General features: G+C 65.8%; 16 protein-coding genes and 2 tRNA genes. 9 read left to right on the top strand and 9 right to left on the bottom strand.

All coding sequences use genetic code 11. The annotated features are described in order from the left end of the window. Window positions 1–88: 88 nt before the first annotated feature. The gene (locus tag CXZ05_RS07340) at window positions 89–535 is read left to right on the top strand and encodes a DoxX family membrane protein (RefSeq protein ID WP_102971969.1); all 447 of its coding nucleotides are present in this window, start codon (window positions 89–91) and stop codon (window positions 533–535) included. Here the strand turns inward: CXZ05_RS07340 and CXZ05_RS07335 are convergent. After that, window positions 505–1152: a hypothetical protein gene (locus CXZ05_RS07335; protein WP_308410997.1), complete on the bottom strand. Its 648-nt coding sequence runs from the start codon at window positions 1150–1152 to the stop codon at window positions 505–507. The genes CXZ05_RS07340 and CXZ05_RS07335 overlap by 31 nt on opposite strands. Before the next feature lie 208 nt (window positions 1153–1360). On the opposite strand from CXZ05_RS07335, the gene CXZ05_RS07330 reads away from it, so the two are divergent. From CXZ05_RS07330 to CXZ05_RS07310, 5 genes are all read left to right on the top strand, one after another. Then, window positions 1361–2305, top strand: a complete 945-nt coding sequence (locus CXZ05_RS07330; RefSeq protein WP_102971968.1) for a J domain-containing protein — start codon at window positions 1361–1363, stop codon at window positions 2303–2305. A gap of 60 nt (window positions 2306–2365) precedes the next feature. Next, a complete protein-coding gene (locus CXZ05_RS07325) occupies window positions 2366–2833 on the top strand; it encodes a tRNA (cytidine(34)-2'-O)-methyltransferase (protein WP_102971967.1) in 468 nt (155 codons plus the stop codon). A gap of 216 nt (window positions 2834–3049) precedes the next feature. Beyond that, complete coding sequence (locus CXZ05_RS07320) at window positions 3050–3655, top strand: sigma-70 family RNA polymerase sigma factor (RefSeq protein WP_102971966.1); 606 nt, start codon at window positions 3050–3052, stop codon at window positions 3653–3655. Between the two features lie 2 nt (window positions 3656–3657). Beyond that, window positions 3658–4545 (top strand): anti-sigma factor, encoded by an 888-nt coding sequence (locus CXZ05_RS07315; protein WP_102971965.1) that lies wholly within the window; start codon window positions 3658–3660, stop codon window positions 4543–4545. Window positions 4546–4622: 77 nt separating this feature from the next. Beyond that, window positions 4623–5396, top strand: a complete 774-nt coding sequence (locus CXZ05_RS07310) for a MerR family transcriptional regulator (protein WP_102971964.1) — start codon at window positions 4623–4625, stop codon at window positions 5394–5396. A gap of 20 nt (window positions 5397–5416) precedes the next feature. On the opposite strand, the gene CXZ05_RS07305 is transcribed toward CXZ05_RS07310, so the two are convergent. From CXZ05_RS07305 to CXZ05_RS07290, 4 genes are all read right to left on the bottom strand, one after another. Then, window positions 5417–6196: a PIG-L deacetylase family protein gene (locus CXZ05_RS07305; RefSeq protein WP_102971963.1), complete on the bottom strand. Its 780-nt coding sequence runs from the start codon at window positions 6194–6196 to the stop codon at window positions 5417–5419. A 4-nt stretch (window positions 6197–6200) separates the two neighbouring features. Further along, window positions 6201–7154 (bottom strand): electron transfer flavoprotein subunit alpha/FixB family protein, encoded by a 954-nt coding sequence (locus CXZ05_RS07300; RefSeq protein ID WP_102971962.1) that lies wholly within the window; start codon window positions 7152–7154, stop codon window positions 6201–6203. Between the two features lie 14 nt (window positions 7155–7168). After that, window positions 7169–7969, bottom strand: a complete 801-nt coding sequence (locus CXZ05_RS07295) for an electron transfer flavoprotein subunit beta/FixA family protein (RefSeq protein ID WP_102971961.1) — start codon at window positions 7967–7969, stop codon at window positions 7169–7171. 253 nt (window positions 7970–8222) lie between these two features. Further along, complete coding sequence (locus CXZ05_RS07290) at window positions 8223–9803, bottom strand: S1C family serine protease (protein ID WP_102971960.1); 1581 nt, start codon at window positions 9801–9803, stop codon at window positions 8223–8225. A 308-nt stretch (window positions 9804–10111) separates the two neighbouring features. Here CXZ05_RS07290 and CXZ05_RS07285 point away from each other — a divergent pair, with 308 nt between their 5' ends. The 3 genes from CXZ05_RS07285 to CXZ05_RS07275 all read left to right on the top strand — a co-directional run bounded on the left by CXZ05_RS07285 (window position 10112) and on the right by CXZ05_RS07275 (window position 14603). Continuing rightward, on the top strand, window positions 10112–12187 hold the full coding sequence (locus CXZ05_RS07285) for a TPM domain-containing protein (protein WP_102971959.1): 2076 nt from the start codon (window positions 10112–10114) through the stop codon (window positions 12185–12187). A 108-nt stretch (window positions 12188–12295) separates the two neighbouring features. Continuing rightward, window positions 12296–13090: a PspA/IM30 family protein gene (locus CXZ05_RS07280; RefSeq protein WP_102971958.1), complete on the top strand. Its 795-nt coding sequence runs from the start codon at window positions 12296–12298 to the stop codon at window positions 13088–13090. An 88-nt stretch (window positions 13091–13178) separates the two neighbouring features. Beyond that, window positions 13179–14603 carry a deoxyribodipyrimidine photo-lyase gene (locus tag CXZ05_RS07275; RefSeq protein WP_102971957.1) on the top strand — a complete coding sequence of 475 codons (1425 nt, stop codon included), beginning with the start codon at window positions 13179–13181 and terminating at the stop codon, window positions 14601–14603. 16 nt (window positions 14604–14619) lie between these two features. On the opposite strand, the gene CXZ05_RS07270 is transcribed toward CXZ05_RS07275, so the two are convergent. The 4 genes from CXZ05_RS07270 to CXZ05_RS07255 form a co-directional block, all read right to left on the bottom strand. Then, a complete protein-coding gene (locus CXZ05_RS07270) occupies window positions 14620–15555 on the bottom strand; it encodes a cytochrome b/b6 domain-containing protein (RefSeq protein ID WP_102971956.1) in 936 nt (311 codons plus the stop codon). A gap of 162 nt (window positions 15556–15717) precedes the next feature. Then, window positions 15718–15794, bottom strand: a tRNA-Met gene (locus CXZ05_RS07265). A 125-nt stretch (window positions 15795–15919) separates the two neighbouring features. Beyond that, window positions 15920–15993 (bottom strand) — tRNA-Met (locus CXZ05_RS07260). A 168-nt stretch (window positions 15994–16161) separates the two neighbouring features. Then, on the bottom strand, window positions 16162–19143 hold the full coding sequence (locus CXZ05_RS07255) for a UPF0182 family protein (protein ID WP_102971955.1): 2982 nt from the start codon (window positions 19141–19143) through the stop codon (window positions 16162–16164). Window positions 19144–19229 lie beyond the last annotated feature (86 nt).

Raw genomic sequence — 19229 nt, 5'->3', positions numbered from 1 at the left:
CCAGCGTAACTCTAAAATCAAGATCTGTTGCTAAAGAAGGAGTGGCGGTTCTAAAATCAAGCTATCTACTTTTAGAAAGGAATGCATCATGAAAACCACAGCACTGAAGGAGTCCGCAAGCCCGCACACGCTCGCCGCGGATCCGGCCCACCAGGCGTTCCTGCTACTGCGCACCGTGTTCACCGTCGCGCCCGTCCTGTTCGGCCTGGACAAGTTCACCAACCTCCTGACCGACTGGACCGGCTACCTCGCACCGATCGTTCCGGATACCTTGCACTTGCCGGCTCAGACGGTGATGTATGCCGTCGGCGTCATCGAGATACTTGCGGGAATCCTGGTAGCCCTCCGGCCGCGGATCGGTTCGCTGGTGGTGGCTGCCTGGCTCCTGGGGATCATCGTGAACCTGGTCATCCTCGGGGCCTTCTTCGACGTCGCCCTGCGGGACTTCGGCCTGTTTGTGGGTGCCCTGGCCCTTAACCGGCTGGCCACGGCCGCAGCGGCCCGTCAGCCCGGCGGAACCACCGTCAGCCACTGAGCAATGTCTGCCCGGGCGGCGGCGAGCGCCGCCGCCGTCGGGCACGACGCCGACACGTACACGGACGAGCCGGCAGTACCGAAAACCCGGGCCAGCACCACGGTGGCCCTGCCGGCTTTCTGACCTGTTGGTTTGGCGGCACGTTCCAACACCAGTACATCCACGGCCGGCCCGGGCTTGCCCCGCTCACCGCCCCACCGCAGCGATGCCGGCTTCAAATAGGCGGGCAGGACGGTGGGGTCCAGATAGGCAAACAGCGCCGCCGTCGATGCCCTGTCGTCAGCCGCCACCAGGGGCCACTGGTTCTGGCGCACCTCGGCGGCCACCTGGCAGCCGTCGGATTTTTGATAGCGGCTGGCGCCACCCGCGTTACTGACCACCTGTTTCCATTGCGGCGCTTTGGCCAGGTCCTCCGACAGCCCGACGGGAACCCCATGTGCCAGCGTGGCCCCTGCCGAGAACGGCATGTCGCGGGCGGCCACGGCACCGGCGTCGTGTCCGGGCGTAATAGTCGGCGTGCCCGGTCCGCTGCTGATAGGCGGGTTACTCGGGGCAGCCGGATCCGGCACACCCACACTGCAACCGCTGAGAAGGGCAGCGGTTGCAACGGCTGCCATCACCACCTGTGTGCGGCGGGCATCACCGCGACCTGTCCGAACTCCCATTCCGAAAAGTCTAGACGCCCTGTGTTCCCCCTACGTTTCCACCGGCGGGAACCGGCAACCCTGCTGCGGTCGTTATTCCAGAAGACCGTCAGGACCGGCTTATATGCTTGGCACACCGGACAGCGCATGCACGCCGGCAACAACGACTTAAGGACCATGCTTGACCAAGGGCAGCAGTTCCCACTACGAAGTGCTCCGCGTGGCGGTGACCGCGACGGAGAGGGAGATCAAGGTGGCCTACCGCAAGGCCGCCCGCGTTTCGCATCCCGATCACGGAGGCGACGCCGCGACGTTCCGGCAGGTGACCCTTGCATACGAGACCCTCATTGATCCCCAGCGGCGGGCCGCCTATGACCGCTCCTATGCGACCGGCCCGCGTCGGAGCCGCGCAGACGGCGATGAAGCGCACTTCGACGCCCCGGCCGCCGCCAGCCACGCCTCGGCGACCATCCACAAGCCGGGAACGCCCCGGAACACCTCCGGCGATGCCCCTGTCTATGTGCCGCCCTTCGACACGCCGGGCGCGGTTCCGCTCCTCCCGCCTGAGCTGGCCAGCCAGCAGGTCCACGGCATGCCCAGGAAGCGGGGCATCTTCGGCGCCGAAGCCAGGATCCAGCGCGAGCTGCGCACAGTACAGCTGATCAGCAGGCAGGTCCTGCCGGCGATCCCGGCGGCGCGCCTGATCAATGGGCTGCAGTCCCCGGCGGACAACAGCCACATTGACCACGCGTTGCTCTCGGGCTACCGGCTTGCGCTGATCGGCTCCATGCTGCTGCCCAAGGGTGCCTACGCATGGGACGGAAGCACGCTCAATCACGGGGGCAGGTCGGTCGCCCCGCCACAACTGGGCCACGTGGTCCGGCGGATGCAGGACATTTTTCCCGAGCTCAACGTGACCGGGTGGACTGTGGTCCACAGCCCGGACGGCAACCTCCATGAACCCGTCATCGACCGCCACCGCCGTTCCCGCGGCGGCTCCGAGGTCGTCCAGGTGGTCAATGCCGCCGGCCTGTCCCGCGGGCTCAAGGATTTCCTGGCCTCCGGTCCGGCGCCGAACACGGTCAATGTCCAGGTGCTCGCCAGGCTGCTCAGGGGCATGCACTAAAGCCATGCACAGGGGGTCCTGCCCGAAGAGTGCCGGATTTTCCGACGCTAGGATTGAACCGTGTTCCGCATCCTCTTCCACACGCCCGAAATTCCCGGCAATACGGGCAACGCCATCCGTCTCGCCGCCATCACCGGCGCCGAACTCCACCTCGTGGAGCCTTTGGGCTTCGACTTCTCCGATGCCAAGCTCCGCCGCGCCGGCCTGGACTACCACGACCTTGCAGTGGTCACCGTTCACCCCAACATCGAGGCCGCCTGGGAGGCACTGCAGCCGGAGCGCGTCTTCGCCTTCACCTCCGACGGCGAGGTGTCCTACACGGACATCGCCTACAGGCCTGGTGATGTCCTGCTGTTCGGTCCGGAGTCGGTGGGCCTGCCGGACGACCTGAAGCGCGATCCCCACGTCACGTCCCGGGTGCGCCTGCCCATGCTGCCGTCGCTGCGGTCACTGAACCTGGCAAACGCGGCATCCATCGCCGTCTACGAGGCCTGGCGCCAGCAGGGTTTCACCGGCGCACAGCTCTGAGCGCAGCCCACGCGCACGGGCACCCATCCAAAGCCAGTAACGCACCGAATCCCTCCTGAGCACGTCCAAAGGGCGCGCACATCCACAGGGCGTAAGGAGCGGCAGGTGAAAACACTCCGACCGGGTAACGCGGCATTCCGTTTTGCCCGGCACGATGCTGCCATAGCCCAAACCCGTGTGCCGCACCCGCCAGCAGGCAACCTATGCTTGAGAGTGATGGAAACTCCCAACGCGCCGAATTTTGACGCTCCCGCGCCGCCCGGCACCGCCGTCGACCTTAACCAGCAGCTGGCACAGTTGCTGGAGCGGATTGCCCGCGGCGACCAGGCGTCCTTCGCCGAGTTCTACCGGCTGACGTCACGGCGGGTGTTCGGCATGGCGCGCCGGGTGCTGATTGACCCGGAGCTCAGCGAGGACACCACGCAGGAGGTCTTCCTGCAGGTCTGGCAAAACGCCGCCAAGTTCGATCCGGCGAGCGGAAGTGCCCTGGCCTGGCTCATGACCATCTCGCACCGCAGGGCCGTGGACAAGGTCCGGTCCTCGCAATCCGCGACCGACCGTGAGGCCAGGTACGGCGCCAACAGCCAGGACATCGACCATGACTCGGTGTCGGACGAGGTGGACAGCCGGCTGGAGGCCGAAGCCGTGGTGCGCTGCCTGGAGACCCTGACCGAGACGCAGCAGGAATCCGTTCGGCTCGCCTACTACGGCGGCCTCACCTACCGCGAAGTGGCTGAAAAGCTAAACGCGGCCATTCCGACCATAAAGTCCCGCATCCGCGACGGACTGATCCGACTCAAGACCTGCCTGGGGGTGAGCTGACAATGACCGATACAAATGATTCCCGCGGGCGCCAGCTGCCCAGGGCGTTTGCCGCCGATATACCCACCGACCTTGCGGCCGGCCGGGCAGTCGAGCTCGCCGAGATCTACGCTCTGGACGCGATCAGCGATGCAGAGCGGGCGGCCATCGACGCCTACGTCAGCGGCGCTCCCGAGGCTGAACGCGAATCCTTCAACGACCGTGTCCGCCAGGCCAGGGAGACTCTGGCATTGTCCTTTGCAGCCGAAGAGGATCCTCCCGCGGACCTGTTCGCCCGGATCGTCGCGCAGCTTCCCGCTGCTGCACCGGCGGCGGGGCCGGCCAGGGCACATGCCGCCACCGCGGAACCCGTCGCCGGTGCACCGGCTGCTCTGCCGACGGCTGAGCCGGCCCCCGCTGCTGACGAACTTTCCGCTGCGCGCCAGCGCCGTGAAGTACGACGCCGGACGTCCGGGCTCCGTAACTGGCTGATCGGTGTTGCGGCTGCTGCCGTGATCGCGCTCGGCGGTGTGGGGGTCGGGGCCTACCTGGCCAACCAGAACGATCCCTTCAACCAGGTCATCGAGGCGCAGGACGCGAGGCAGGCGACTGTCGACGTCAATGGCGGAGGCACGGCGACGGTTTCGATCTCGCAGTCGCATGATGCGCTGGTGGTGCGGATGAAGGATGTGCCGCCGCCGCCCGCGGGCAAGGTCTACCAGATGTGGCTGATTCCCAAGGACGGCTCCACCCCTGTCTCGCAGGGCCTAATGGACGCGGAGGCACTGTCGAAGCCGGCCCTGGTCAAGGGCATCGGCTCGGCGGCTGCGCTGGGCATCACGGTCGAACCCGCAGGCGGGTCCGCTAGGCCTACGCTCCCCACCGTAGCTGCCGCCCCGCTGAACACCTGAGCCCGGCTGACTCACCTGGACCAGGGCTACTTATGCAGGCTTGACGTTGACGTTGCGTCAACTTCTACGCTGGAGGCATGAAGCAGGAAGAAGTCCCGAGCTGGTCCATCGCCGAACTGGCGAAGCTGAGCCGGGTCTCGTCCAGGACCCTCCGGCATTACGACCAGGTGGGCTTGCTGCCGCCTGCCTACACCGGGCACAACGGCTACCGCTACTACACGCAGCCTGAACTGCTGCGACTTCAGCGGATCCTGCTTCTCCGGGAACTTGGCCTGGGCCTGGAAACCATTGGCCAGGTTCTGGACGGCCAGGCAGACCAGCTGGATGCGCTGAGCGTGCACCGGAAGTGGCTGCTGGCCGAGCGCGACCGACTGGACCGCATGGCCGGGACCGTCGGCGCCACCATATCGGCACTGCAGCGAGGAGACGCCATGTCAGGCGAGGAGATTTTCAAGGACTTTGACACCAACCCCTACGAGGAGGAGGCCCGCCAGCGGTGGGGCGATAAGGCAGTCGAGGACAGCAAGGCGCGGCACGCCGCGCTCAGCGCTGCCGACAAGGAGGCCTTCATGGCTGAGGCCGGTGCAATCAACGAGGAGCTGGCCCGGTGCCTTGACGCCGGTCTGCCGGCGGACGACGCCCGGGTGCAGGCCGCCGTCGAACGCCACTACCGCTGGGTCTGCGTCAGCTGGACCCCGAATGCGGACAGCTACGTTGGCCTGGGCCGGATGTACGTCGAGGATCCCCGGTTCACCGCCTTCTACGACAAGAGCCGCGCAGGCCTCGCCCCGTACCTGCTGGAGGGGATCAAGGTCTACGCGGCGTCGCAGCTTAGTTCAGCCGGAGGCTGACAGCAGGGCTGGAAGTCGGCCTAGAAACCGGCGATGGTCCCCGGCCCGTTAACCATGACCACGTGGAACGCCTCGGCGCTCCGGCCAGTGGGGAGGCCGGAGCGTTCGGCGTTCACCTGCATGCCGCGCCGGACGGTGGCCTCCATGGCCTCGGCGTCGGGATGCTGGCTGACGTGCACGTGGATCGCCTCGAGCTTGCTCTCCACATGGTCTGTGACATCCACAAAGTGGTTCTCCCGCTCCTCCGGACCGGCGTAGAGCCATAGCCACGGAAGCTTGAAGGCCTCAAGGCCGGCCTCGGCGAGGTCCGGGTAAGCGAACGGGTTTTCCACTGCAGGGTAGATGGCACGGGTCACGGCCTCCCCCACCGCCAGGTGGTCCGGATGGCTCTTCTGGATGCGCTTCCAGTTGCGCTCCGGATGCATGGAAAGCACGACGTCGGGCCGGACTTCGCGGATCAGCTTCACTACTCCGCGCATCACCTCATGGTTCGGTTCAAGGTACCCGTCCCGCTGGTGCAGGTAGTAAATGTCCGTGACGCCGACCAGGGCCGCAGCACGCTCCTGCTCGGCCGCCCTGAGGGCGATGATTTCGGCGCGCTGCTGGGGATCGAAACCGCCGGCGTCGCCGTCGGTCATGATGCAGTAGCTGACCTCGACTCCGGCCGCCGTCCACCCGGCGATGGTGCCGGCGGCGCCGAAATCGACGTCGTCGGGATGGGCTGCGAAACAGAGCACCCGCTCAATCCGGTGCTGTTCCGGATTGAACGGGCTCTGCGCTGGTGCAGCGTTTGGGGCCAAGGACTCAGGCCTTGCGCTTCTTGATTTCTTCAGTTGCCTGCGGCAGCACCTGGAAGAGATCACCCACGATGCCGAAGTCCGCGATTTCGAACACCGGCGATTCGGCGTCCTTGTTCACGGCGACGATCACCTTCGCGGTCTGCATGCCCGCCTTCTGCTGGATGGCGCCGGAGATGCCGGCGGAAATGTACAGCTGCGGCGAAACGGTCTTGCCGGTCTGTCCGACCTGCGCGTCGTGGCTGATCCAGCCGGCGTCAGTTGCCGCGCGGGAGGCACCCACGGCCGCGCCCAGTGCGTCAGCCAGTTCCTCCACGGGGCCGAAGTCGCCGTCGAGGCCGCGTCCGCCGGCCACCACGATGCGTGCGTCGGTGAGGTCCGGGCGGCCGCTGGCGACCTTCTGTTCCCGGGAGGTGATGCGGGCTGCCGCGGCGGTTGCGTCGGCGGGGACATCAACAGTGAGGGTTTCCGGTGCGCCGGGAGCCGTCGCGGGTTCGGGGTCCACGGTGTTGGCCTTCACGGACAGCACGGTGACCGCGGTGGTGGCCTTCGCCGTCGTGGTGTACGAACCGGCCAGCACCGACTTGTGGGCGGTGCCGTCGGGGTCGACCGCGACAACGTCAGTGATCACGCCGGCACTCAGGCGGATGCCGAGCCGTGCCGCGATTTCCTTGCCCTCAGGCGAGTTTTCGAGCAGGACGGTGGTGGCACCGGACTTGTCCGCCGCGGCAGCCAGGAAGGCGGCCTTCGGCGCGACGAGGTAATCGTCGAGGTCCGCTGCGGACGGACGGAACACGGTGGCTGCGCCGTAGGCACCCAGGGTGCCTACGGCGTCGTCGGACAGTTCGCCGTTGACCGCCACGGCAGTTTCCCCGAGGGAACGGGCGATGGTGAGGAGTTCCAGGGTGCTCTTCTTGAGAGCCTGCCCGGGGTTGTCAATGAATACCAGTACGTTTGCCATGTTGTGGAGTCCCCTTAGAGCAGCTTCTGGGCGGCCAGGAAGTCAACCAGCTTGATGCCGGCGTCGCCTTCGTCCGTGATGATGGTGCCGGCAGTGCGCGGCGGGCGTTCCTCGGCCGCCGTCACGCGGGTCCAGGATCCGGCGTGGCCCACCTGGGAGGAATCCACTCCAATGTCAGCCAGGGACAGGGTGGTGATGCTCTTGCGCTTGGCCGCGATGATGCCCTTGAAGTTCGGGTAGCGCGGCTCGTTGATCTGGTCGGTCACAGAAACCACAGCGGGCAGCGACGCCTCAACCGTCTCCGAGTGGGTGTCCGCATCGCGGCGTGCCGAGACACGTCCGCCGTCGACATCCAAGGAGGAGGCGAACGTAACCTGCGGAAGACCCAGGCGCTCGGCGAGCTGAGCGGGCACCAGGGAGGTCTCGCCGTCGGTGGAGGCCATGCCGGTCAGCACGAGGTCCACGGGGGTGTCCGCGCCGAGGTGGCGGACGGCGGCTGCGAGCGCCAGGGACGTGGCGGCCGCATCAGAGCCGGCGAGCGCGGCGTCGGTGAGGTGCACACCCTCGGTGGCGCCAATCTGCAGGGACTTCTTGATGGCGTTCACGGCGCCGGCCGGTCCCATGCTCAAAGCGATGACCTTGTTGCCGGCCTTGGCACCGCCGCGGGCTTCGGCCAGCTGCAGCGCGGCCTCCAGGGCGTACTCATCCAGTTCAGACAGGATGCTCTCGTCGCGGTCCGTGGTGTGGCCCTCGCCGCTGAGGTGCCGGTCGAACTGGGCGTCCGGCACATGCTTGACCAGGACGACGATCTTCAATGTCTCTTCCACTGTATTTACAGCAGCCTTCCGTGCTTGTGGATAGCCAGCCGGGTGAGGTCATGGCCGTGGAACGCCCGGGATACGGGTAGCTCCTAGCTAACCATATTGGGTCCGTCATATGACGTCCCGTTAACGCCTGTGTCAAAGGCCCGGGCCAAAGGCAGGGACAACGACGGCGGGCCGCCCCTCCCTGGAACTCAAGAGGTGCGGCCCGCCGTCGTGCTGGGCGCCGTTACTGCTCTGCTGCTGGCTACTGCTCTGCCGCTGCGCCGAGCGTGACGTCCAGTTGCTGCTCACGGTTGTTGCGGAGGACCGTGATCTTCACTGACGAGCCGGATGGCTGCTCGCGGACGGCCGCCGTCAGCTGGTTCGGGTCACTGATCGCCAGGTCGTTGAAGCGCGTCACCACGTCGCCGACCTTGATCCCTGCCTTGGCTGCCGCCGAGCCCTGCTCCACCGAGGCCACATCGGCACCCGTCGAGAACCCGGCGTCCGATGCCGACTTCGGCTGGACGCTCACGCCCAGCTGCCCGTGCGTGGCCTTGCCGTTGTCGATGATTTCCTGCGCCACGCGCCTTGCACTGTTGATCGGGATGCTGAAGCCCACGCCGATGTTGCCTGTTCCGCTTGCAGCGGAGCTGCCGCCGGCGGAGGCGATCGCGACGTTGACGCCGATCACTTCACCCTTGCTGTTCACCAGGGCACCACCGGAGTTGCCCGGGTTGATGGCTGCATCAGTCTGGATGACGTTGATGGAGATCGATCCCTTGCTGCCCGAGCTCTGGCCCTGCCCCTGGCCGGGGGGAGCGAACTCGAAGCCCTGGCCGCCGCCCTGGGAGTTGTCCGTCCCCTGCTTCGGAGCTGCCGAGGACGCAACGCTGATGGTCCTGTTCAGCGTGGAAACGATGCCGTCCGTCACCGTGCCGGTGAGGCCGAGCGGCGAACCGATGGCAACAGCCGTGTCCCCGACGTTCAGCTTGCTGGAATCACCCAGGGCTGCCGGCGTGAGCCCGGACGGGTTGTCCGCCTTGATGACCGCGAGGTCGGAGAGCGGATCGGTGCCAACGACCTTGGCGGTGAGGACGCGGCCGTCGTTCGTGCGGATTTGAATGTCGGCGTTCGCGGTGGCGCCGTCCAGAGTCACCACGTGGGTATTGGTGAGGATGTGACCCTGGTCGTCGAGGATAATGCCGGAGCCGGTGCCGCCGTCGCTGCCGCTGGTGGCTTTGATGGTCACGACGCTCGGTGACGCCTTGACGGCCGCGGCCGTGATCTCGTTGACCGAGTCCTGGTTGTTGACGATCACCGTTCCGGGCTGGCTGCCGGAGCTGACAGCCGGTGCGGTGCCGCCGGCGTCGAACAGGTTGCCGGAGCCAACGGTTGCGACTCCGCCGCCCACGAGGCCTGCGGCGAGGATACTGGCCACGAGGGTGCCCACGCCGAACGTCGCCTTGCGTTTGGGCTGGCTGGCACGGGTGTCCTGGAACCCGGAATGCGCGTTGTATTGGGAGTACTGGGTACCCATCGGCTGGGTAGCCGGTGCCGACTGCTGCCCGTAGAAGGGGGCGTGCTGCGGGTAGACGGGGTGCGGGCCGCCGGAACGCTGCTGCTGGTTTGGGTCCTGCGCGGGCCGGTACAGCGGAATCGTGGGGTTGCTATCGGAGTCCAGCCGCACCGTGGGGTTCTCGGCATTGGCGGTGCGGTGCTCGCCGTCCTGCTGCGCAGGAGGCTGGAGACCCTCGGCGGGCTCAGGCCGAAGGGTCGGATCAACAGGCCGCCCTGAAGGATCTCGGTTCTCAGGTGCTGCGCCCGGTACTGGGTGCTCAGTCATTGGACTTCCTTTCATCCTCGTCTGTATTAACTATGGACGATCCGACTGAAACTAAAACGGACGTTTGCTGGGAGGTTCCTGAATGGCCTCCGGAATGGCGTTCCTGGCCAGTGTTCTGGACAGCCACCAAGGTCTCCAGCGCTTTTCGCTGGTGGCATATTCCCCGCCGTGGACGCTGCCGCTGGTGCACCATAGAATCAAGAAGAATTGCCACAGCGACCTGCGGCTTTACACCCGGCGTGGGGGCGCTGCTGCATTCTGTGACGGCTGTTCGTCCCGAACCAGCCGCGGCGTGCTGAAGGGTTGCCATGCGGTCAATGTTAAAACGTATTCTCGCCGTGATCGGCCTGACGGCAATGCTGGCGGCTCCGGCCGCGGCAGCCTGGGCCGAAGATCCGGTAACCATCCCCTCCGGCCAAAACATTGTCGACGACGCCAACGTGCTCGGCAGCCGCAAGGGCGAAGTTGAGGACTCCATCCAGAAGCTCCTCAAGGACCACAAGTACAACCTGTACGTGGTCACCGTGAAATCATTCGAAAACCCTACTGACCCTGCCGCGTGGGGTAAGACCGTCGCGGAGCAGAAGGGCATGGGCCCCGCTGATGTGATCCTCGGGATCGCCACCGACCAGGGCCGGTACTACTTCGCGCCCAATACCTCCAGCACCATCTACCCCAAGCGGACCACCATCACCCAGAACGCAATCGCAGCCAACCTCGGCGGCGGCAAGAGGGACTTTGCGCAGGCCGCCATTGATACTGCGGCCGCCATCGGCGACGCCGCAGGCGGCGGAAGCGGAACAGTACCCTCGGGCGCCGATGCAGGCACGGCCGTCCTCGTGGGCGCCGGCGTGGTGGCCGCCGGTGGCGCAGGCACGTACCTTTACCTGCGCAACAGGCGCAAGAAGGCCGGACAGGCGTCCAGCGCAAGCTACGGCCCGCAGGGCGCGGAGCTCGATCCCCTGGCCGGCATGAGCATCGACGATCTGCGCAGGAAGAGCGGCTCACTGCTGATTGAAGCCGACGACGCGATCAAGTCGAGCGAGCAGGAACTGGGCTTCGCCGAGGCACAGTACGGGGAAGCGGCCGTGGGCAACTTCACCAAGGCACTCCAGGAAGCAAAGGCGCACATGTCCGAGTCGTTCAAGCTGCAGCAGCAGCTGGACGACCACATCCCCGACACCGAAGAACAGCAGCGCAGCTGGCTCGGCGAAATCATCAGGAGGTCGGAAGCGGCTCTGGCGTCGCTGCAGGAGCAGAAGGCCGACTTCGACTCGCTTCGCGAACTCGAGAAGAACGCACCCCAGGCCCTCGCGGCAGTGGACGCCGGCGCCGCAGAGGCAGACGCGAAGATAGCCCGGGCGGAGCAGACCCTGGCGGAACTGCGCGGCAAGTACGCCGACAGCGCCCTCGCCCAGATCTCGGACAACATTCTGCAGGCCAAAGAGCGGCTGACCTTCGTGCAGAATGCCAGCGCCACCGCGCGTGAAAAGCTTGCATCCGGAGAAAGCAGCCTCGCCGCCGTAGCCGTCCGGGCATCGGAAGAGAGCCTGCACCAGACGAACGTGCTGCTCGATGCAATCTCCAAGGTGGCCGGCAACCTGGACTCGGCCCGTCAAGGACTGGAATCCGCTGTTGTGGACACCTCCCAGGACCTCGCCCAGGCGAGGGCCATGATCCAGTCCGGCGCCCATCCGGAGCTCGAGGGGCCGGTGGCAGGGGTCGAAGCGGCCCTCGCCCGCGTGAAGAGCGAAATCCAGAGCGGCAAGATCGACCCCATCGCCACTCTGGAGCGGGTCGAATCGGCCCACCAGACCCTCGATCAGGCCCTGGGCGGGATCCGGGACCAACAGGAGCAGGCCCGCAGGGCACAGGCCTCGCTGCAGCAGACCATCATGTCCGCCCAGGCCCAAATCAGCGCGACGTCGGATTACATCACCGCCCGCCGCGGCGGCGTGGGCACCGAGGCCCGGACCCGCCTGGCAGAGGCCCAGCGCAACCTCGATTACGCACTGTCCATCTCACGCAACGACCCCGTGACTGCGCTGACCTACGCGCAGCAGGCGCATGCGCTGGCTGCCCAGGCAGCCCAGCTGGCCCAGTCCGATGTCGACAGCTTTGGGTACGCCAACCAGGGGTACGGCCAGGGATACGGGCGCGGCGGCATGTTCGGCGGCGGCGGAGGCGGTGGCCTGGGCGGCGCCATCCTTGGCGGCATCCTCATCAACTCCATCCTCAACGGCGGCAGCGGCGGCGGCTGGGGCGGCGGCCACAGCGACGGCGGCGGCTGGGGCGGCGACTCCGGCGGCTTCGGCGGAGGAGACTTCGGCGGTGGCGACTTCGGCGGTGGCGACTTCGGCGGTGGCGACTCCGGCAGTTTCTAGCCGGCAAGACTCAGCGCCAGCCGGTGCATCGGGGCCGGCGGTAGAAGCAGTACATCAACAGTTCACTGAAATCAGTGGTTCACACTGAGCAGGACGAAAGGTAACACCATGGTTAAGCAGTCCATTTTTGGCCGCATGGCGCAGCTCGCTAAAGCGAACATCAATTCCTTGCTCGATCAGGCCGAGGACCCCCAGAAAATGCTCGACCAGATGGTGCGGGACTACAGCAACAACATCGCCGAGGCCGAGTCCGCAGTGGCGCAGACCATCGGTAACCTGCGGATGCTGCAGGACGACTACAACGAGGACGTGAAGAACGCCCAGGACTGGGGCAACAAGGCTCTTGCGGCTTCACGCAAGGCCGATGAGTACCGCAGCAACGGCAACGCCTCCGATGCCCAAAAGTTCGACAACTTGGCAAAGGTTGCCCTGCAGCGCCAGATGGCTTCCGAAAGCGAGGCCAAGGCCGCTGAACCGAGCATCGCATCGCAGGCCGACGTGGTGGACCGGCTCAAGACCGGACTCGACCAGATGAAGGGCAAGCTGAACCAGCTCACGAGCAAGCGCAATGAACTGGTCGCCCGCTCCAAGACCGCGGCTGCCCAATCCCAGGTCCACGATGCGCTGAAGAGCATCGACATTATGGACCCGACAAGCGAGGTTGGCCGATTCGAAGAGAAGATCCGTCGCGAGGAAGCCAAAGTCCGCGGCCAGCAGGAGCTCGCGGAGTCGAGCCTTGACGCCCAGTTCAACCAGCTGGAGGACCTCGGTGAGCAGACGGAAATCGAGGCCCGGCTGGCGGCACTGAAGTCCGGGAACGCGAAGCCGGCCATTGGAACAGGAGGCACCGCGGCACCCGCATCCGCGAACACGGTGGACGAGGCAGACTTCGACAAGCTGTAAGTCCGGGCCCGCCCGGGCGCACCGTTGCAGGGCCGGGATCCACATGGATCCCGGCCTCTGCCGTCTCCACGACGTGTAGCGTGAATCCATGGCTTCCACCATTGTCTGGCTCCGTGACGACCTGCGCCTCGACGACAATCCGGCCCTCGCCGCCGCGGCTGCACTGCCGGATCCGGTGACGGTGGTGTACATCCTCGACGAGGACTCCCCCGGCATCCGCCCGCTGGGCGCCGCAGCGAGGTGGTGGCTCCACCACTCCTTGTCCGCCCTCGCCGCCAGCCTCGAAGCGCGCGGGTCACGGCTGCTGCTGCACCGGGGCACCGCCGCTTCTGTCATCGAGGAATTGGCGGCTGAGACCGGCGCCGGCAGATTGTTCTGGAACCGGCGTTACAGCCAGCCGGAGCGGTCCATCGACGCAGGCATCAAGGAGTGGGCCGCCGGGCAGGGCATTGAAACCACCAGTTTCCAGGCAAACCTGCTGTTCGAGCCGTGGACGGTGCGCACCGGTTCAGGCGGGCCGTACAAGGTCTTCACACCGTTCTGGCGTTCCTGCCTGGCCGGCGCCGAACCGCGCCTTCCCGCCCATGCCCCGGACCAGTTGCCGCAGCCCGCAGCGGGAACGTCCGGCCGCCCGCCGGCCGGTGACCGGCTGGACAGTTGGCGGCTCCTCCCCCGCAAGCCGGACTGGAGCGGCGGCCTCGCCGGGACGTGGACCCCGGGCGAGGACGGCGCCGCCGGCCGGCTGGAAGATTTTCTCGACGGGCCCGTGGAGGACTACGCCAGGGGCCGCGACTTGCCGGGTGTCGAGGGCACCAGCCGCCTCTCACCGCACCTGCGCTTTGGCGAGATCAGTCCCTTCCGTGTCTGGCATTCCCTGCGGGAACGCTTTCCCCGCCAAGCACCGGCCGGCGTCGGGATCTTCCGCAGCGAGCTCGGCTGGCGTGAGTTCTGCTGGCAGCTGCTGTACGAGAATCCGGACCTGGCCACGCAAAACTACCGCCGGGAGTTCGACGACTTTGCCTGGCAAACGCCGTCGGACGCCGAACTGGAAGCCTGGCAGCAGGGGCACACCGGCTATCCGCTGGTGGACGCCGGCATGCGGCAGCTGTGGCAGACCGGCTGGATGCACAACAGGGTGCGGATGGCTGCGGCGTCGTTCCTGGTGAAGAACATGCTTGCGGACTGGCGCGTGGGCGAGGCCTGGTTCTGGGACACCCTGGTCGACGCCGACGCGGCGAACAACCCGGCCAACTGGCAATGGGTGGCGGGCTCAGGCGCGGACGCGTCGCCTTACTTCCGCATTTTCAACCCGGTGACGCAGAGCAAGAAGTTCGACGCCGGGGGCACTTACCTTCGCGGCCACATACCGGAACTCGCGGGCCTGGATGACCGAACGGTGCACGAGCCGTGGAAGAACGCGGCGGCCGCCCCCGGCTACCCGGAACCGTTGGTAGGCCTGCAGGAATCCCGTGAAAGGGCGCTGGACACCTACCGGCGGCTCAAGGACAGGTGAGCAACGACGCCGGAGATCAGCGGCTGGTGACCTTGCCCATGAGGGACGCGATCGGGCGCAGGAAGAGGGGCCGGGCCAGGAACCATGCCGCAACCATCACCGCAACTGATGCCACGAAGAACCAGAAACCGACCCAGCTCACGTCGTCGCTGCCGCCGTACATGTGGTTGAGGTTGCGGAGCGCGCCCGTGGCCAGGACCAGGAACACGTGCACCACGATGAAGGCCACGAAGTAGATCATCACCGGGAAGTGCACGGCGCGGGCGGCCTCAATGGGGAAGGCCTTGTTCAGGCCGGAGGCCTTTTTGGGCCACGCGGCGGACATCCGCAGGCCCGTGATGAAGGCCAGCGGAGCAGCGATGAACACCGTGGCGAAGTAGGTCAGGAGCTGCAGGGCGTTGTAGTTGACCCAGCCGTTCTCCGTGGGCCAGTTCAGCGAAGCGTACTGCAGGGCGGCCGAGACGGCGTTCGGGAAAACATCCCAGGATGTGGGAACGATCCGGGTCCACTGGCCGGTCGCAAAAAGCAGGATCACAAAGACGAGCCCGTTCAGGATCCACAGCGCATCCAGTGTCAGGTGGAACCAGAGTTCCAGGCTGATCTTGGTCGGAGCCGTCTTGGTCCTGATGAGGCCCTTGTTGTTCCGGGTCCAGTAGCCGCCGGGGCGGGTGGTGGTGCGGACCTGCCAGCCCGAACGGATGATGAGCAGCAGGAAGAAGGCATTCAGGAAGTGCTGCCAGGCCAGCCAGGCCGGGAAGCCGACGGGGGCGCCGGCGGGAAGCTCGGAGTGTCCAGGGTAGTCCTTCATGAAGGAACCCACGGCGGGCAGTCCTGTGATCCACTTTGCGAGGAGTACCACCAGCACCAGTGCCACGAGCGCTGCAGGCACCGCCCAGTACAGCCTGGCGCGCTTGCCCCTGGCAGTGCCGGACTTGTTCTTCGTTGTGGACATCGAGCTATCCATTCCTCTCGAGAATGACTGACCAGTGTGGGCGCCCTGCGCCGGCCAGGAATTCCGGGCCCTGCGAAAGAGAATACTAGGAACCCCGAGCACATGAACAAATGCTCCGGTAATGCAGAAAGCCCCGGCCACATTGTGGCCAGGGCTTCCTTCTGGTTGCGGGGACAGGATTTGAACCTGTGACCTCTGGGTTATGAGCCCAGCGAGCTACCGAACTGCTCCACCCCGCGTCGCTTGATCAACAATACCCTACTTTTGCGGAGGCTTTGACCACTCCTGTTTCAGTGGTTCCCGCGCCGGACCGAGACAACAAAAGACCCGGACCACCATACGGTAATCCGGGTCTTTTCTTCAGTTGCGGGGACAGGATTTGAACCTGTGACCTCTGGGTTATGAGCCCAGCGAGCTACCGAACTGCTCCACCCCGCGTCGCAAGAACTACTCTACCGGCCGGTGAACAGGAGGCCAAATCCAAACGGCGTGATCTGCGTCTCGGGAACCCTGGGCCCCTCTCATACGGTGAAAGGCCGGCCCATCCCCGTCGCGGGGAGGGCCGGCCTTTCACCAGTCAGTTGCCTTTCAGCCAGCCGCTGTCAGTCAGCTGCTGGGTGTCGGCGTCGCGGACGGCGAGGTCGGGCTGCTGGCCGTGCCGGTACTGCCAATCCTGGCCTCGGCGTCGAGCGCTTTCTTCAGTGCCGCTGACAGCTTCTTCTGCTGCTCGCCGTACGCCGCAAAGTCTCCCTTGGCCAGCGCCTCCTGGCCGGCCTTGATGGCCGCGTTTGCTTCATCCAGCGCCGCCTTCAGCGCCGCCTTGGCGTCCGCCGCGGGGGCCGGGGTGGCGCCTCCGCCGCTGGGCGGTGCGGGCGTCTGACCGTTGTTGTCGGAGTCACCGGCCGTCGCTCCGGACCGGCCCCCAAACAGCTGGTTGAGAGCCTCGTCCAAGGTGGGTGCGAAACCGATCTTGTCGCCAAAGGCCACGAGCACCCTCTGCAGTGTCGGATAGGACGTTTCACCCGTGGACTTGAGGTACACCGGCTGGATGTAGAGCATTCCCCGGCCGGCAGGAAGCGTCAGCAGGTTGCCGTTGAGCACATCCGACGCGCCCTGCCGGAGCAGGTTCAGGGCCTGCGAGACGGTGGGATCCGAGTTGAATTTGTTCTGTGCCTGCCCGGGGCCGGGCACCTGGGCTTCAGGCGGAACCTGCAGAAGCCGGAGCTGCCCGTAGCTGTCCGCCTTGACGCCCTTCTGCGAGCCCGCGTCGGAATCCGCCGCGAGGAAGCCGTAGAGGACGTTGCGGGCGTTGTTGTTCACCACCTGCGGAATGTAGGACGACGTCAGCTGGAACGCCGGCGCCTTCTGGTCCGGCATCTGCAGTGACATGTAGAACGGCGGCTGCTTGACCTCCTCGGACACGGTGGGATCGTTCGGAACGCTCCACGCGTCGTCGTTCTTGTAGAAGCTCACGGGGTCCGTCACGTGGTAGCGGCCCAGCAGCTCGCGCTGCACCTTGAACAAGTCCTCCGGGTAGCGGACGTGGCTCATGACAGCGGCGGACATCTCCGAATAGGGCTTCAGGGTGGAAGGGAACACCTTCTGCCAGGCCTTCAGGAGCGGGTCCTGGTCGTCCCAGGCGTAGAGAGTGACGGAGCCGTCATAGGCGTCAACCGTGGCCTTGACCGAGTTGCGGATGTAGTTGACGGAGCTGTTGGGCAGTGCCACGTTGCGGCCGGCGGTGGTCTGCGAATCCGTGGTGGCATCGGAGAGCTGTTCCTGCTGCGAGTACGGGTAGTACTGGCTCGTGGTGTAGCCGTCCACGATCCACTTAACCCTGCCGTCAACGACGGCGGGGTAGGCATTGCCGTCCACGGTCAGGTAGGGCGCCACCTTCTGCACGCGCTCGCGCGGGTTGCGTTCGTACAGGATCTGGGAGGCGTCGTTCACGCCGTCGGACAGCAGCAGGTCCGAGGACTGGAACTTGATCGAGTACAGGACCTTGTTGAAGAAGCTTCCGACGTTCGGCCCGCCGTTGCCGGTGAAGGTGTACTGGGTCTCGCCGCCTTCCTTGGACGCCGGGCGGTCCTGCTCACGGTGCGCCGCGCCTTCCGGGGCACCCACAATCGAGTACTCCGGGGAGTCCTCGCCAAAGTAGATGCGGGGTTCGTAGGTCTCATCGTTGCCGAGGACGCCGGTGGACGGAATGCCGGACTGCAGGAACTCCGGCTTTCCGTCGACCGTGAACTTGTTGCCCTTCGCGGCAACCACGCCGTAGCCGTGGGTGTAGACAACGTGGCGGTTCAGCCAGGACTGCTGGTCGGCGCTGAGGCCGTCCGGGTTCAGCTCGCGCACGGCGATGACGGTGTCCTGCATCTTGCCGTTCACCATGTACCGGTCGACGTTGAGCGCCTTGGGGAACTGGTAGTACGGGCGGAACTGCTCAAGCTGCGAGAAGGCGTCCGAGATCAGGTTGGGGTCCAGGAGCCGGATGTTGGCCGTGGTCTGCGCGTCCGGGGCCAGGGCGCCCGCGGTGGTGGTGGTGGTGGCGTTGTACCGCTCCACCTTCACCTGGTCCAGGCCGTAGGCGGCCCGAGTCATGCCGATGTTGCGCTCGATGTACTTCCGTTCAAGGGTCTGCTCGGAGGGCCGGACCTGGAACTGCTGGATGACCCACGGGTAGACGCCGCCGGCAAGAATGGAGGTGATGACCAGCATCGCCGTGCCGATGACCGGAAGCCGCCACTTGCCGATGACGGCTGCGACGATGAAGAGGATGGCAACCAATGCTGCCGCCACGGCCAGGATCGCCTTCGTGGGGATGACGGCGTTGACGTCGGTGTACAGCGCGCCGGCCCAGCGGCCCCCGCTGTTCTGCAGTGCTGAGTAGCGGTCCAGCCAGAAGTTGATGCCCAGCAGAATCAGGAACGAAGCGCCGGTGACTGCGAGGTGGATCTGCGCGGCGCGGCTGGTGAAGATGCCGCGTTCCATGATCCTGATGCTGCCGTAGAGGTAGTGCGTGAGGATGCCTGCAATGCCGGCCACGATTGCGACGCTGATCAGGAACCCGGTGACGAAGCCCAGGAACGGCAGCGTCATCAGGTAGAAACCGATGTCCAGTCCGAACTCCGGGTCGTTCTGGCCGAAGGACTCCTGGTTGAAGAACAGCATGACCTTTTGCCACTGGCTGGAGGCGGCGCTGCCGGCGAAGAGCCCAAACAGCACAGGCAGCCCGATCATGACCACACGCCGCACGGGTTCCAACTGCGCCTGGTAGCGATTGAGGTTATCCCGGATTTCTGAGTCTGGCGCATAGACGGGCCGGGCGTGGTAGGCGATGCGGATCGCGTAGAACACGGCCGCGAACATGAGCAGGAAGCCGGCGGCAAATATGCCGATCCGGGCCAGGTTCTCCGTCAGGAACACTTCGAAGTAGCCAAGCTGCTGGTACCACAGGACGTCCGTCCACACGTTGGCGAAGAAGATGAACCCGACAACAACCAGCGCAACGACGATGAGCGTGGGCGTCAACGCACCTCGCCTTGTCTGGAGTTTTCCGGGCGGGGTGGGGCTGGCAGGACGGGACAAACTCGTACCTCATAGCTTTGGTCAGTTGCTGGTATTAATTTTAAGTTTTCAGTGGAACGCCTGCATAGCGCCGGCACCGGCTGTCA

The sequence above is a fragment of the Arthrobacter sp. AFG20 genome (assembly GCF_002892795.1).
Lineage (GTDB): Bacteria > Actinomycetota > Actinomycetes > Actinomycetales > Micrococcaceae > Arthrobacter.
The sequence above is the reverse complement of the archived record's forward strand: the minus strand, read 5'-3'. Positions and strand labels throughout refer to the sequence as shown.